This window comes from Kitasatospora sp. NPDC032150, from assembly GCF_055579945.1.
Genome location: NZ_JBVIMH010000014.1, coordinates 90,367 through 104,766 on the forward strand (window position 1 = coordinate 90,367; position 14,400 = coordinate 104,766).

General features: G+C 71.9%; 10 protein-coding genes and 1 pseudogene. 6 read left to right on the forward strand and 5 right to left on the reverse strand.

Going from position 1 to position 14,400, the window contains the following annotated elements:
• Nucleotides 1-221 precede the first annotated feature (221 nt).
• Nucleotides 222-1,856, reverse strand: coding sequence for a ribosomal protection-like ABC-F family protein (abc-f, locus tag ACZ5ON_RS18380; RefSeq protein WP_465593147.1), 1,635 nt, complete (start codon nt 1,854-1,856; stop codon nt 222-224).
• 436 nt (nt 1,857-2,292) lie between these two features.
• Between abc-f and ACZ5ON_RS18385 the strand changes: the two genes are divergently transcribed.
• Complete coding sequence (locus tag ACZ5ON_RS18385; protein ID WP_465593150.1) at nt 2,293-3,264, forward strand: alpha/beta hydrolase; 972 nt, start codon at nt 2,293-2,295, stop codon at nt 3,262-3,264.
• A 318-nt stretch (nt 3,265-3,582) separates the two neighbouring features.
• Nucleotides 3,583-6,300, forward strand: a complete 2,718-nt coding sequence (locus ACZ5ON_RS18390; RefSeq protein WP_465593153.1) for an ATP-binding protein — start codon at nt 3,583-3,585, stop codon at nt 6,298-6,300.
• A gap of 279 nt (nt 6,301-6,579) precedes the next feature.
• Here the strand turns inward: ACZ5ON_RS18390 and ACZ5ON_RS18395 are convergent, their stop codons facing one another.
• Nucleotides 6,580-7,413 carry an alpha/beta fold hydrolase gene (locus tag ACZ5ON_RS18395; RefSeq protein ID WP_465593156.1) on the reverse strand — a complete coding sequence of 278 codons (834 nt, stop codon included), beginning with the start codon at nt 7,411-7,413 and terminating at the stop codon, nt 6,580-6,582.
• Between the two features lie 215 nt (nt 7,414-7,628).
• Here ACZ5ON_RS18395 and ACZ5ON_RS18400 point away from each other — a divergent pair, with 215 nt between their 5' ends.
• Nucleotides 7,629-7,883: a hypothetical protein gene (locus ACZ5ON_RS18400; RefSeq protein WP_465593158.1), complete on the forward strand. Its 255-nt coding sequence runs from the start codon at nt 7,629-7,631 to the stop codon at nt 7,881-7,883.
• A 10-nt stretch (nt 7,884-7,893) separates the two neighbouring features.
• Here the strand turns inward: ACZ5ON_RS18400 and ACZ5ON_RS18405 are convergent, their stop codons facing one another.
• Nucleotides 7,894-8,088, reverse strand: a complete 195-nt coding sequence (locus tag ACZ5ON_RS18405) for a hypothetical protein (protein WP_465593161.1) — start codon at nt 8,086-8,088, stop codon at nt 7,894-7,896.
• A gap of 34 nt (nt 8,089-8,122) precedes the next feature.
• Nucleotides 8,123-9,190: an alpha/beta fold hydrolase gene (locus ACZ5ON_RS18410; RefSeq protein WP_465593164.1), complete on the reverse strand. Its 1,068-nt coding sequence runs from the start codon at nt 9,188-9,190 to the stop codon at nt 8,123-8,125.
• A gap of 233 nt (nt 9,191-9,423) precedes the next feature.
• Here ACZ5ON_RS18410 and ACZ5ON_RS18415 point away from each other — a divergent pair, with 233 nt between their 5' ends.
• Complete coding sequence (locus ACZ5ON_RS18415) at nt 9,424-10,239, forward strand: alpha/beta hydrolase (protein WP_465593167.1); 816 nt, start codon at nt 9,424-9,426, stop codon at nt 10,237-10,239.
• A gap of 34 nt (nt 10,240-10,273) precedes the next feature.
• Here the strand turns inward: ACZ5ON_RS18415 and ACZ5ON_RS18420 are convergent, their stop codons facing one another.
• Complete coding sequence (locus ACZ5ON_RS18420) at nt 10,274-13,054, reverse strand: helix-turn-helix transcriptional regulator (RefSeq protein WP_465593170.1); 2,781 nt, start codon at nt 13,052-13,054, stop codon at nt 10,274-10,276.
• Nucleotides 13,055-13,511: 457 nt separating this feature from the next.
• Between ACZ5ON_RS18420 and ACZ5ON_RS18425 the strand changes: the two genes are divergently transcribed.
• Both ACZ5ON_RS18425 and ACZ5ON_RS18430 read left to right on the forward strand, forming a co-directional pair.
• A complete protein-coding gene (locus tag ACZ5ON_RS18425) occupies nt 13,512-13,937 on the forward strand; it encodes an organic hydroperoxide resistance protein (RefSeq protein ID WP_465593173.1) in 426 nt (141 codons plus the stop codon).
• 61 nt (nt 13,938-13,998) lie between these two features.
• Nucleotides 13,999-14,195, forward strand: a pseudogene (locus ACZ5ON_RS18430) (cytochrome b/b6 domain-containing protein); the annotation flags it as partial.
• Between the last annotated feature and the right edge of the window lie 205 nt (nt 14,196-14,400).

The window sequence follows — 14,400 nt, forward strand, 5'->3', positions numbered from 1 at the left end:
GCGGTACATCCCTCGCACATCAGTCATATGACGCTGAGTCCGCGATGGTGGCCGGGCCAAGGGGCCGAACCCGTGCGGCTCGGCCGGTGCTGCTCGACCATCCGGCCGGGCCGGCGGGGCGATACTGGGCCATGACGAAGGACGCCGCCTTTGAGGAACCGGCGCGCCTCGCTGCCGAAGGCACGGAGCCGCGGGTGCGGGCCGGTTCTAACGTCGACGGCTCACACCGCGGGGGCCGCGGTCTCCTGTAGCGTGCCGTCGGCCAGCCGGAGCCAGCGGTTCACCCCGATCTCGGCGAGGAAGCGCTCGTCGTGACTGACCACCAGGAAGGCGCCCTGGTAGGAGTGCAGGGTGCTCTCCAGCTGACCCGCGCTGACCAGGTCGAGGTTGTTGGTCGGCTCGTCGAGCAGCAGCAGGTGCGGGGCCGGCTCCGCGCACAGCACGCAGGCCAGGGTGGCGCGCAGTCGCTCGCCGCCGGAGAGGACCCCGACCGGCAGGTGGGCGCGGGCGCCGCGGAACAGGAAGCGGGCGAGCAGGTTCATCCGCTCCGTCTCGGGCCGCGAGGGGGCGAACGCGGCGAAGTTCTCCGCCACGGTGCGGTCGAGGTCCAGCAGGTCCAGGCGCTGCGAGAGGTAGGCGATCCGCCCGTTGTTGCGCGTGATCTCCCCGCCGTCCGGGGCGAGTTCGCCGGTGACCAGGCGCAGCAGGGTGCTCTTTCCGGCGCCGTTGGGACCGGTCAGGGCGATCCGCTCGGGGCCGCGGATGTTCAGGTCGACGCCGCCGTCGGCGAACACCGGCCGGCCGGCGTGGTGCACCTGTAGCCCCTGGCCGAGGAAGAGATTGCGCCCGGCGGGAACCTGGGTGTCGGGCAGGTCCAGGGAGAGGCGCTGCTCCTCGCGCAGGGCGCGGCCGGCCTCGTCGAGCCGGGCCTTGGCCTCGCTGACCCGGGCGGCGTGCATCTGCCCGGCGCGGCCCGCGGACTCCTGGGCGCCGCGCTTCATATTCCCGGCGAAGATGCGGGGCAGGCCGGCGTTCTTGAGGTTGCGGGCGGCGTTGCTCTGGCGGCGTTCGGCGCGTTCGCGGGCCTGCTGCATCTCCCGCTTCTCCCGCTTGAGTTCCTGCTCGGCGTTGCGGACGTTCTTCTCGGCGACCTCCTGCTCGGCCCGGACGGCGTCCTCGTACGCGGTGAAGTTTCCGCCGTAGAAGAACAGTTCACCGTTGCCAAGTTCGGCGATGGACTGCATGCGGTCCAGCAGTGCGCGGTCGTGGCTGACCACCAGCAGGCAGCCGTTGAAGTCCGTCAATACGTCGTAGAGCTTGTGTCGGGCCTGCGCGTCGAGGTTGTTGGTCGGTTCGTCGAGCAGCAGCACGTCGGGGCGCTTGAGCAGTTGGGCGGCGAGGCCGAGGGAGACGATCTGGCCGCCGCTGAGCGTGTGCAGGCCGCGGTCCAGGGTGAGGTCGGTCAGGCCGAGACGGTCGAGCTGGGCGCGGGTGCGCTCCTCGATGTCCCAGTCGTCGCCGATGGTGGTGAAGTGCCGCTCGTCGACGTCCCCGGACTCGACGGCGTCGATGGCCCGGATGATCCCGGCGACGTCCAGCACCTCGGCGACGGTGAGGTCGGAGCTCAGGGGCAGGCTCTGGCGGAGGTGGCCGAGCCGGCCGGCGACCGTCACCGCGCCGGTCGCGGGCGTGAGTTCACCGGCGATCAGCTTGAGCAGGGTGCTCTTGCCGGAGCCGTTGGGGGCGACCAGGCCGGTACGGCCGGTGGGGATCGTGAAGGACAGGTCGTGCAAGACCGGGGTGTCGTCGGGCCAGGCGAAGGAGATGTTGGAGCAGACGACGGCAGCGTCGGACATGGAGATGACCTCGAAGAAGAGTGAGGGCAGGAGGGTGGACCTCTGCCCTGGGAAGGCACGGGAAAAGGGGTACGACGAAACGGGCCAGCTCGGCGGCGCTGCTGAAGCACCGGCCGGTGGCCGTCAGATCCGGATCTCACCCGGAGATGTCGTCGTCACCCGCCACGTCTGCCACTCCTCGATCACACGAATACAGGTCACATCGAATGTAGCAGCGATCGCGCGTCGCCGCGGGTCGGGCAGGTGTGCCTCGGTGGCTGTCGATCGAGAACTGTCGTTCGCGGCAACCGTTGTTGAGCCATATGACTGATGCTCTGATCATCACTGATACTGAACAGTTGCACCGGCGCCCCACGCCCTGCTGGCGGAGCGGGTCGCAGTCTGAACAGGGGTGCCGACGAACAGCCGATGAGTCGATCGACAGGAGAGTGTCTACATGAGCAGGTCGGACATCCGTTTCGAGAGTGCCGGCATCGAGATCGCCGCGCACCTGTACATCCCCGACACCCCGGCGCCGGGGCCGCGCCCGGCCCTGGTGGTCGGCCACCCGGGGACGGGGGTGAAGGAGCAGACGTCCGGCACGTACGCGCGGCGGATGGCCGACCACGGGTTCGTCACCCTGGCGTTCGACGCGGCCCACCAGGGGGAGTCGGGGGGACTGCCGCGCGGGCTGGAGGACCCGGCTCAGCGGGTGGAGGACTTCAAGGCCGCCGTGTCGTACCTGGTCACCCGTGAGGACGTCGACGCGGAGCGGATCGGCCTGCTCGGCATCTGCGCGTCCGGCGGATACTCGCTGGCCGCCACCGGCGGTGATCACCGGGTCCGGGCGGTGGCGACCGTGTGCACCGCCGACCCCTCCCGCCAGTTCCGGCTCGGTGCCGACGGCGGCCAGGACCCGGCTGTCTTCCAGGCGCTGCTGGGCGCGGCCGCCTCGGCCCGCACTGCCGGCGCCCGTGGCCAGGATCCCGGCGTCATGACGATGTTCCCGCAGACCGCCGAGCAGGCGGGCGCGCTCGGCGGCGAGCACGGTGTCGAGGGATTCGAGTACTACTGCACCTCGCGCGGCGAGCACGAGCGGTCCGCGAAGTTCCTGGCCTGGGAGAGCATCGACCGGCTGGCCTCCTACGACGCGTTTTTCGCCGTCCCGCTGATCGGCCCCCGCCCGATGCTTCAGATCGTCGGCGAGCGCGCCGTCACCTCCTGGATGGCCGTCGAGGCCCACCAACGCGCCACCGGGCCGAAGGAGTTGCACTGGATCGAAGGCGCGAGCCACGTCGACCTCTACGACAAGAAGGAGTACATCGACCCGGCCGTCGGCAAACTGGCCGACTTCTTCACCACCCACCTCGGCGCCACGAGCCGACCGATGGCGGTGGGGGCTCACACCTCGCGGCCGCCGCGCTCGTAGGTCAGGTCTCTTCGTCCACTGGAACGAGGACGACAAGGGCGGCCACTTCGCCGCCTGGGAGCAGTCGCAGCCGGCGACCCGGCGTTGACCACCTCCGAGCGCAGCGTTGTCCGCGCTCCCCGGGAAATGCTTAGCGCGAAGCTCCTTGCCCGCGCCGGACTCGGCCCGCAACGCGCGAGCTCTGTCCGCGTGCAGGCCGGCCAGGCCGTCCATCGAGGAGAGGTGGCGCCAGGGGTGTGGAATCCGTGCGGCTCAGCCGGCCTGCTGTTCGTAGGATGGGTGGAAGCTCCTCCGGGAGGAACTCGTCCCGGAGGTGACATGCCGCAACACGCGAAACACCAGTTGCTCGGGCGGAACCGGGAGCTGGAGGCGCTGGTCCGCCTGCTGCGCGAGGTGCGCGAAGGACACAGTCGGGTGGTGGTTCTGCGCGGTGAGGCCGGCGTGGGCAAGTCGGCGCTGCTCGACCATCTGGCCGGGCAGGCGGCGCAGATGCAGGTCGTACGCGCGGTCGGTGTCGAAGCCGAGTCTGAGTTCGCGTATTCGGCCTTGCAACGCCTGTGCGCTCCGCTGTTGTCGCAGCTGGATCGACTCCCGTCGGTGCAGCAGGACGCGCTGCGTGTCGCGTTCGGCCTGAGCGCGGGGAACCCGCCCGAGATGCTGCTGGTCGGGATGGCGATCCTCGGTCTCTTCGCCGAGGCGGCGGCCCGGACCCCGCTGGTATGCCTGGTCGACGACGTGCAATGGCTGGACCTGATGTCCCGACGGATCCTGGCGTTCGTCGGGCGTCGGCTGGACGCCGAGTCGGTGGCGTTGGTGTTCGCCGAGCGGATCACCGACGGAGAGAAGGAGGATGAGGGCTTTTCCGGTCTGCCGGAACTTCCCCTGCGCGGGCTGGCCGACGTCGACGCCCGGGTGCTGCTCGACAGCGTGCTGCCGGGGCCGGTCGACGCTCGCGTGCGGGACCGGATCGTCGCCGAGACCGGTGGGAATCCGCTCGCCCTGCTGGAGTTGCCCCGGGGTCTGTCACCGGTGGAATTGGCGTTCGGCTTCGGAGGGCCCGGCGCCGGCCCGGTGGCGACCCGGGTCGAGGACGGATTCCGTCGGCGCGTCGATGCGTTGCCGACCGATGCCCGGTCCCTGCTGCTGGTCGCGGCGGTTGAACCGGTCGGTGACGGGCCGCTGTTGTGGGATGCCCTGCGTCTGCTGGGCATCGGGCTGGAGGCCGCGGCAGTGGCCGAGGCCGCAGGCCTGATCACCCTGGGAGCCTCGGTGCGGTTCCGGCACCCGCTGGTGCGTTCGGCCGTCTGGCGTGGCGCGGATTCCGCCACGCTGCGCGCGGCGCACCGCGTCCTGGCCCAGGCCATTGACGCCCGGCGCGACCCCGACCGGCGGGCCTGGCACCAGGCCCACGCCGCGGTCGGGCCGGACGAGGAGGTCGCCGCCGCGCTGGAGCGCTCCGCCGACCGGGCCCTGGCGCGCGGCGGCCGGGCCGCCGCCGCCTCCTTCCTGGAACGTGCCGCCGCGCTCACCCCCGACCCGAAGCAGCGGGCGCGGCGCGCGCTGGCGGCCGCGGAGGCCCACCTCGCCGCGGGCGTGCCGGCTCGGGTGCCCGACCTGCTCGCCGCCGCCGAGCTGGGGCCGCTGGACCGGCTGCAGCAGGCCAACGCCAGCCGGCTGCGGGCCAAGGTGTCGTCCATGACCGGCTCGGGGCCGGGCGCGGTGCAGCCGCTGCTCGACGCGGCGGGCCGGCTCAGGGACCTCGACCCGGCCGTCGCACGGAAGACCTACCTCGACGCGTTCAGCGCGGCCATTCGGGCCGGCCGGCACGACGAAGGCGGACTGCGGCGGGTCGCCGACGCCGCTCGCGACCTGATACCCGGCGACGAGCCGGCGGGAGTCTTCCTTCGTGCCCTGGTCGTGTGGACCACGGACGGGCCGGTCGCCGCCTTCCCGCTGCTGGCGCGGGCGCTGCGCTCCCTCACCGAGGAGGAGGACCCGTCTGTCCTGTGGGCGGCCGCGAACGCCGCCGCGGAGCTGGGCGATCTCCGGGCCTGGCTGGACGTCACCGATCGGGCGGCCCGCTTCGCCCGGACGACCGGAACGCTGTCGATCCTCTCGATGGTGCTGCCCTACCGGGCGGCCGCGCTGGGCTATGCGGGGCGTTTCTCCGAAGCCGGGGACCTGCTGGCCGAGGCCGCGGCCGTTGAGAAGGCCACCGGCGTGGCTCCGCGCATGACGGCCCTGATCGGCGCGTATCGGGGACGGGAGCGACCGGCCCTGGAACTGATCGAGGCGATGGAACGGGACGGTGAGCAGCCCGCCCTGGGACGGCTCACCGGCATGGCGGCGTGTGTGCGGGCCGTGCTCCACAACGGCCTGGGCAACTATCCGCTCGCCATGGAAGCGGCGCTCCGGAGCATGGAGTACCAGGACCTCAACGTGCATTTCTGGGCGAGCAGCGAGCTGGTCGAGGCCGCGACCCGGGCCGGCCACCCGGCGGTGGCGGCCCGAGCGCGCGATCGGCTGGCCGACTGGGCCCTGGCCGGCACGCCCTGGGCCCTGGGTGCGCAGGCTGTCGCCGATGCTCTGACCGGAGCATCCGAGCAGGCCGAAGACCACTATCGCGAGGCCGTCGACCACTTCGGCCGGGGCGGGCTCGGCGTGTTCGAGGTCCGGGCCCGGCTGCTGTTCGGTGAGTGGCTGCGCCGCCAGAACCGGCGCGCGCAGGCCCGTACCGAGCTGCGGGCGGCGTACGAGGCGGCCGCGGAAACGGGTATGGAGGCGTTCGCGGAGCGGGCCCGGCGAGAGCTGATCGCCACCGGTGAGACGGTCCGCAAGCGGACCGTCGGCGCGCCGGTCCTGACCCCGCAGGAGGCGCAGATCGCCCGCCTCGCGGCCGCCGGGCACGCGAACGCGGAGATCGGCGCGCAGTTGTTCCTCAGCCCTCGCACGGTCGAGTGGCACCTGCGCAAGGTCTTCGCCAAGCTGGGGATCTCCTCCCGTCGCGAGATCGACGGTGCTTTGTCCGAGCGGTGATCGCCGTGGTCCGGCGGATCGGTGGGACGACTGCGGCAGCACGGTGCGCAACTCCTGCCGTGAGCTGATGCGGAGTTCGGTGAACACCTTGCGCAGATGCCACTCGACCGCAGGGGCGCTGAGGTAGACCTCGGCTCCGATCTCCGCGTTCGACCGGCCGACCCGTGCGCGCCTGGCGATCCCTCGGAGGCCTCTCGGCCGCGGACCGGTGCCCCGCTGCCCACGAACAGGGCATCTGCCAGCAGCGCGCCGACCGCGCCGTAGACGGCTGATGGCCAGTCAGTGGGTCGCGCGAGCCGCCTCCTTGATGACGTCGGCCACCAGGTCGGGGCGGGACATCGCGACGGAGTGCGATGCGGCGACCTCGGTGGTGTGTGCGTGGGCGCGTTCGGCCATGAACCGCTGTGCGGCGGCCGGGATGTTGAGGTCTTCGGTGGTGACGATGTCCCAGCTGGGGACGGTCTGCCAGGCGGCGGCGGTGGCCTTCTCCTCCAGCGCGGCCCGGGCGATGGGCCGCTGCGTCACGGCTGCCAGCGCGGCCCGGTCGGCGGGGACGTCGGCGGCGAACTGGGCTCGGAACTTGTCCTGCTGGATGTACAGGTCAGTGCCGGTGCTGCCGTCGGTGTTGGTGAACGGCACCGGGTCCAGCGTGCCGGACAGGGTCGAACCGGGGAACTGGTTGGTCAGTTTCAGCGCGGACTCGCCCGGTGCGGGCAGGAACGCGGCGACGTACACGAGGGCCTTGACCCGCGGCTCACCGACGGCGGCCTCACTGATGACCGAGCCTCCGTAGGAGTGGCCGACCAGGACGACGGGGCCCTTGATGTGGTCGACGAGGCTGCGCAGCGCGGCGGCGTCGGAAGCCGGGCCGCGTAGCGGGTTGGCGGCGGCCACCACCGGGTAGCCGTCGCGGCGCAGCTTGGCGATGACGCCGTCCCAGCTGGAGCCGTCGGCGAACGCGCCGTGCTCCAGGATGACGGTCGGCTTCGGGGCCCGGTCGGCCGCCGAGTCCGGGGTCGCGGCGTTCGCGGTTCCGGCGACGGCGATCGCGCCGACCCCGGCGGCGGCTCCGGCGATGAATCGGCGCAGGCGGCCGTTCTCAATGCTGAACATGAAAACACTCCAGGGGATTTGAACAGTGTGGCGGATCCGGCGGTCCTCACTGTCGCCCTCGGTCCGTTCCCGACGCATCGGTCATGTGACTTCACGCTTCCGGCCCTTCTGAGCCTTCGAGCCGCCGCGACGACTAGGCGTCAGATGACTGATGTGCCGTCACCGGCGGGGCGGACACAGTGATGGTGCCATCCCCCCGATTCCGAGGAGAGATCATGAAAAGGCCTTTCCTGGTCCTGGTCGCGGCGAGTCTCCCCTTGGTCGCCGCCGTGGCCGTCTCCGCGCCGGTGAACGCGTCGGCGGACCTCGCCCGTACCGCGAACGCCGCCGCCACCGACCCCTTGTCCTTCACCTGTTCCCCGTCCGCGCTGCCGGCCCCGGCGGGCACCGCGGTGGAGTCGGGTCCGTCCCCGGTCGGGGGCGGACCCGAACACTCCCACATCGATCATCCGGTGCCGGGTCATGCCTGACCCGCTGCGCTCAGAGACCCAAGTCCGCTGCCAGGCAGGAGAACCTGATCGCCAGCGCGTCGGGGTCAAGGGTGTCCGCCGCCGGACACGTCGGCAGCACCGCCTTCTCTTCGACCATGTCCTCGAAGGCGACGCGTTCCGGGAGCGCGCCGAATCGGGCCTTGCGGATCGCCGCCGCCTGCTCGTGGGCGTTCGGATCACTCACTTCCGCACCTCCAAGTGGTCGACACGCTCGCGGGTCACAGGTGGTCGGCGTCCACCACGGCCTGGGCGAACGCCGCCGGCGCCTCCTGCGGCGCGTTGTGGCCGATGCCGGGGAGCACGCGGTGCTCGTACCGGCCGGTGAAGAACTTCCGGTACCCGGTGCCGTCGGTCGTGGGCAGGAACGGGTCGAGGGCGGGGTCCAGGGCGATGGTCGGCACCGTGATGGCCGGCCGGGCCGCGAGCAGCTGCTCGTAGCGGTCGTAGCGACGCTCGCCGTCGGCCAGGCCCAGGCGCCAGCGGTAGTTGTGGATCACGATGGCGGCGTAGTCGGGGTTCTCGAACGCCGCGGCGGTGCGCTCGAAGGTGGCGTCGTCGAACTTCCAGGTCGGGGAGACCTCGTCCCACACCAGCCGGCACAGGTCGTGCCGGTACTGCTTGGTCTCCATGGCGACGCGGCCCCGGTCGGTGGCGAAGTAGTACTGGTACCACCAGGTGTGCTCGGCCTTCGGCGGCAGCGGGTTCTGCTGCGCAGGGATGTTGACGATGAGGTAACCGCTCACCGCCACCAGGGCCTTGACCCGCTCGGGCCACAGTGCCGCGACGGTGCCGGCGGCCCGCGAGCCCCAGTCGAAGCCGGCCAGTACGGCCTTGTGGATCTTCAGGGCGTCCATCAGGGCGATGACGTCGAGGGCGATCGCGGACTGCTGCCCGGTGCGGACGGTCGTGGGGGACAGGAAGTTCGTGGTGCCGTGGCCCCGCAGGTACGGCACGATCACCCGGTAGCCGGCGTCCGCCAGCAGTGGCGCCACATCGACGAAGCCGTGGATGTCGTAGGGCCAGCCGTGCAGGCAGATGACCACGGGTCCGTGCTTCGGCCCGGCCTCGGCGTAGCCGACGTCGAGCACGCCGGCCCGGACCCGCTTCAGCTCGGTGAACGTGGTGTGCGTGCCCGGGGCGATAGCCGGGATGACCGGGGTCGGGCGGCCGGGCCGGTCGGAACCGGCGGCGAAGGCGGCGGGCGCGGTCGATGCCGCGCCGACCGACACGGCCGTGGCCCCCACGCCGAGACCGACCGCCTTGGTGAAGGTACGCCTGTTGATCATGTCTGATCCTTCCCGGAGACTCGTTGATGCCTCCACTGTTCTTCGGCCACCGGCCCGACACATCAGTCACATGACGTCAAGACGCGCGAAGCCGCTCGCGGACGCACGAAGGACCTGCCGGGCCGCCACATTCAGTCATTCGACTGTGTCCGCCGAGCGGCCGCTCGGTGATCCTCGAAGGAGCGCCGCGATGCCGGCGGAGCGTCGTGTGTGCCAAATCGGAAGGTCCGACCGTGAAGCAAACCCCCGTCATCCTCATCCACGGTGCGTGGTTCCACAGATCCTCCTGGGAGGGCTGGGCCGAACGGTTCACCTCGCACGGTTACGCGGTGTGCGTCCCGGGCTGGCCCGGTGAGGCCCCCACCGCCGAGCAGGTCCGCCGCGATCCCGGCCCGCTGTGTGACCTCGGGCTCACCGCGCTCACCGCCCACTACGAGACGATCGTGCGCACCTTCGACAACCCGCCGGTCCTCATCGGGCATTCGGCCGGCGGCCTCATCGCCCAGCACCTCCTCGGAGCCGACCTCGGCCGCGCCGCCGTCGCCCTCGCGCCGCTTCAGGCCGGCGGTGTGCCGCTGGACGACGGCCGGCCCCGGCCTTGGTCGCCGAGACCGGCCGGCTCGACCCGGCACCCGGGCTTCGAGCAGCCGCCGCGCGCCCGCTTCCGGCACGTCGTGGCCAACACGGTCGGAGCGGAGGAGGCGACGAAGCTCTTCGACCGGTACGCCGTGCCGGCCCCGCTCCGGCTGCTCGCGGATCTCGGACTCGATCGCACCCCCGCCGGCCCGGCCGGTGCCGTCGTGGACACGGCCAACACGGCGCGCGGACCGCTCCTGCTCGTGTCCGGCCAGGAGGACCGGCTGGTCCCGGACGCCGTGACCCGCTCGGCCTACAAGCGCTACGGCGACTCGTCCGCGGTGACCGATCTGAAGCAGTTCGCCGATCGAGGGCACTCACTGGTGTTCGACAGCGGCTGGCGCTCGGTCGCCGACCACGCCCTCGCCTGGCTGGCCGCCAACGGCGTCGTGGCCGTGGCCACACCGGGCTGAGCGCGGGCGTCAGACCTGCCCGCGTCGGTCCGGTTCAGTGTGCGTCGGTGCGGCTCAGCGCGTCGCGCAGCGCCGCCCGGGCCGTGATGCCCAGCTTGGGGAAGATGCGGTACAGGTGCGAGCTGACGGTACGCGGCGACAGGTGCATCCGCTCGCCGATCTCCTTGTTCGTCAGGCCGCTGGCGGCCAGGTTGGCGATCCGGCGTTCCTGCCAGGTCAGCGAGGCCAGGTTCAGCGTCGAGGCGCGGGCCGGGATCCCGGTGGCGCGCAGTTCGGTCCGGGCTCGCTCGGTCCAGCCGGCCGCGCCCAGCCGCTCGAACGCCTCGGCCGCCGGGACGAGGTGCTGCCGCGCCGCCGCCGGGCCCTGGACGTGGCGCACCCGGATGCCGTGCGCCAGCCGGATCCGGGCCAGCTCGAACGGGAAACGGGCGGCGTCCGGGTGGGATTCGGCCCGCGCGAACATCTTGGCGGCCTCCCGCTCGTTCTCGGCGGTCATCGCCAGCGCGCCGTAGGTGATCAGCCCCAGGCGGGGTGACACGCGCGGCAGGCCGGCGTCGCGGGCAGCGAGGGCGTGCGCCCGGGCCTGCTCGACGCGTCCGGTGTGCTGGGCGGCTTCGACGAGATCGAGCAGGGTACGCGAGGCCTGGTAGGCGTAGGGCCGGAACGTGCCCGGCTGCGTGATGCCGATGGCGTAGAGGTACGCGGTCTCGTAGTCGCCGGAGCTCAGCGCGGCGATCGCGCCGGCGGCGTCGGCGACCTGGGTCAGGAACCCCAGTCCGCGCGGGCGGGCCCAGGCGTCCACCTCGGCCTGGAGGTCCAGGGCCCTACTGACCTGTCCGCGCAGCGCCGCCAGCTGGGCCAGGTAGGCGCGGCTCTGGGCGGCGAACAGGTGGTGGCCGTGCTCGGCCGCCAGGTCCAGGCCGCGCTGTCCGGTGTCCTCCGCCTCGGCCCATTCGCCGACCGCCATCTGGTCGAGCATGATCAGGTGAAGCATGACCATGCCGGTGGCCACGGCCCCGGTCTCCAGCTCGCGGTCCACGACGCGCTGAAGGTGCGGACGGTATTGGCTCAGGACGTCAAGGTGGTACGCGGTCGCGCCCAACCGCGTGACGTCCCAGGGCTCCAGATCCGGCAGGTTCGCGGCGGCCTGTCGCACCGGCCCGGCCCAGCCGGCCCCGTGCCTGGTCACATCGCTCCACGTGCCGCTGTAGAGACGCGAGCGTTCGGTGACGAGGCTGCCCATGGAGGCGAGGAGTTCGTGCGTGCTCTCCCAGGCCGTGCGGTCCCCGCTGTACTGACTGATCGCCAGGAGAAGGATCACCAGCCGGGTGAGGACCTCCTCGGGTTCGGCTCCGCCGACAGTCGACACAGCGGCCGGCCCACCGTCCCGCAGCTTCTCGATCGCGGCCGAGACCTGTCGGTGGGTGGAGCGGACGTCCCCGTCCTGGTAGAGCGCTTGGTAAGCGGCCGCCAGCACCGAGGCCGGCGACTGCGTCGATCCGGATGCGAGGTCCGCCTGGACCAGCCGGTGTGCCTGGCCGAGGCGGGCGGCGTGACCGGCGACGAAGGCCGCGTCGGCCAGCCGCCGGGACCGGTCGGTGTGGTTCTCGCTGAGCTCGGCGGCCCGGGTCAGCCAGGTCACGGCCGCCAGCGCGCCGCCGCGCCGGGTCGCCGACTCGGCCGCCGCCTCCAGGATGACGGCGACGTCCTCGTCCGGATCGACCGTTGCCGCTGCCAGGTGCGTCGCCCGGCGTTCGAGGTTCTCACGATGAACCTGTGCCAGCGCCAGATGCGCGGCGCGGCGCTGGTTGGGAGTAGCCATCCGCACGACGGCGGAACGCACGAGCGGGTGGCGGAAGACGAAATCGCCGGTGGCCACCTTGATGTCCAGCAGCCCGGCGGCCACTGCCGCGTCGGCGTCGCGCATGCCGTAGCGAGTGCCGGGGAGGGCGTCGGCGCCGCTCGGGGTCCCGGCGCCGTCGAGCGCGCCCATCAGCAGCTCGGCCCGCACCCGCTCGTCGAGGGCTGCGATGCGGGTGCCGAACACCCGTTGCAGCCGCCGGGGCAACGGCACGCCGCGCTGACCGATGAGGTCTTCGGCCGGGAGGTCGCTTGACCGGTCGGCGAAGTGGGCGGGCAGCTCCAGCAAGGCCAGCGGGTTGCCCTGGGCCTGCTCCAGCACGATTCGACGGACCTGTGGGTCCAGCTCCGGGTACTGATGGTCCAGCAGGCGTGCCGCGTCCTCGTCGGCGAGGGCGACGATCGGCAGTTCGGGCAGTGCGGCGGTGTCGAAGCGCGACGTGAGGTCGGTGCGGACCGCGACCAGCAGCTTCACCGGGCTGCCGGCCAGGCGTCGGCCAACGAAGCCGCAGACGTCGGCGCTGGAGTCGTCCAGCCACTGCCCGTCGTCGAGGACCAGCAGCAGCGGCCGCTGTGCGGCGGAGCGTGCCAGCAGGCCGAGAACGGCGATGCCGAGCGTCATGACCGAGGGCGGATCGCCCTGCACTCCGCCGAACACGGCGTCGAACACCGCCCGGGCCCCGTCATCCAACCGCGCGACGTCGGCGAGCAGCGGACAAAGGAGCTGATGCAGCCCGGCATAGGGCAGCGCGGACTCCGCCTCGACGCCGGCGGCCCGGACGACGACGTGGCCCTCCTGCTCCGCCAGCGCGGCGGCATGGCTCAACAATGAACTCTTGCCGACCCCCGTCTCCCCTCGAAGGACGAGAGCCTGGCCCGTGGCGGACTTCACGAACTCCACGAGCTCCGCCTGCTCGTCCTCGCGGCCCACCATCGTCGTGGTGACGGACTTCATGCCCCTACCCCTTCCTGATATCGCTCTCACCGCGCGGCAGCTCCGACAGCGCCGGCGGACTGCCGCGTGCTTCGGCGACGATTACATCCCGCACGTGGGGGTGCACCGGCCCGGGCAGCACCGAGTCCGGCAACGCCCGGGCGTCGCGGCGAGGGCCGCCACGATGCCGTCCACGATCAAATCCGCGTGGAGAAGTCCTTGGCCTGGTCCACGTCCGAAACCGGGACGACCACGACCTCGATCTTGAAGCCCACCCTCGTCAGCTCCTTCGCCGCAACGGAAGCCGGTCGGCGTCCACCGATCACGATCCCGGGACTGCGGGCCCGTCGAGCCAGTGTCGAACCCTGGCCAGTACCCGGGCCGGGGGCGACCAGTGTCCGGCACGGGCTCGACGGGGCACCGCCGCCAGGGAGTCTGACGCCAGCCGTACAGGACACCGACGTAAGGAAGACCCGCCATGCCCGTCAACTACACCGCCACGGTCGAAGTCACCGGCGAGGGCCGCAACGGCGGCACCGCCCGCTCCACCGACGGTCTTCTCGAACACCGCCTGTCCATCCCCAAGGAACTGGGCGGAGCCGGCGACGCGACCAACCCGGAACAGCTCTTCGCCGCGGGCTGGGCCGCTTGCTTCCTCGGCGCCCTCCGCCACGCCGCCGCCCAGCGCAAGATCAGGCTGACCAGCACCTCGATCACCGCCGAGGTCACCCTCCGCCACGGCGGCGACGGCGAGTTCTCGCTCCTGGCCACGCTGGCCCCTCGCCTCGGCGGCGTCGACCAGCGCACCGCGGAGGAACTCGCCGAGGCCGCCCACCGGATTTGCCCCTACTCCAAGGCGACCCGGGGCAACCTCCCCGTCATCATCAACGCCGCCGCTGTCTGAGCGCCCGCGACATCAAAGTGCGCCTCCGCAGGCCGCGCACACGTGGGCAGACGGAGGCGCCGAGTGCTCCGGCATCCTGCTGCCCGCAACGGTTCTCCTGGGACTGTTCTCGTCGGCCTTCCGCGCCGATCTGTGCAGGCCGAACCGTTTCGCGTCCTACGACCGGCGCTGGCTACGCTCCGTCCGTCGGCGCCAGCCCTCACCGCTGGAGCGCCCGCCGGCAAGTACAACGCCGGGCAGAAGCTCTGCGCGGGCTGGAAGCACCGCGTCAGCGACCTGCTCGCCGGTGACCTGGCCGCGCTGCAGGCCAAGCACGGGACCGTGCCCTAGCTGGCGCCGCGTTGATCCTTCGGGGGTTCATGCGGCTTTGAGCGGGCTGCCGTCGTAGGTCCAGCGGTAGGGCTTGACGTCGTGTCCGTCGTAGGCCAGGACGAAGGTGGCGCTCGACGATGCCGGCGAAGGG

Bases quoted from the DNA above. Each gene is read 5' to 3' on its own strand.
- abc-f (WP_465593147.1), bottom strand. From the start codon at position 1,856: ATGTCCGACGCTGCCGTCGTCTGCTCCAACATCTCCTTCGCCTGGCCC.
- ACZ5ON_RS18385 (WP_465593150.1), top strand. From the start codon at position 2,293: ATGAGCAGGTCGGACATCCGTTTCGAGAGTGCCGGCATCGAGATCGCC.
- ACZ5ON_RS18390 (WP_465593153.1), top strand. From the start codon at position 3,583: ATGCCGCAACACGCGAAACACCAGTTGCTCGGGCGGAACCGGGAGCTG.
- ACZ5ON_RS18395 (WP_465593156.1), bottom strand. From the start codon at position 7,413: ATGTTCAGCATTGAGAACGGCCGCCTGCGCCGATTCATCGCCGGAGCC.
- ACZ5ON_RS18400 (WP_465593158.1), top strand. From the start codon at position 7,629: ATGAAAAGGCCTTTCCTGGTCCTGGTCGCGGCGAGTCTCCCCTTGGTC.
- ACZ5ON_RS18410 (WP_465593164.1), bottom strand. From the start codon at position 9,190: ATGATCAACAGGCGTACCTTCACCAAGGCGGTCGGTCTCGGCGTGGGG.
- ACZ5ON_RS18420 (WP_465593170.1), bottom strand. From the start codon at position 13,054: ATGAAGTCCGTCACCACGACGATGGTGGGCCGCGAGGACGAGCAGGCG.
- ACZ5ON_RS18425 (WP_465593173.1), top strand. From the start codon at position 13,512: ATGCCCGTCAACTACACCGCCACGGTCGAAGTCACCGGCGAGGGCCGC.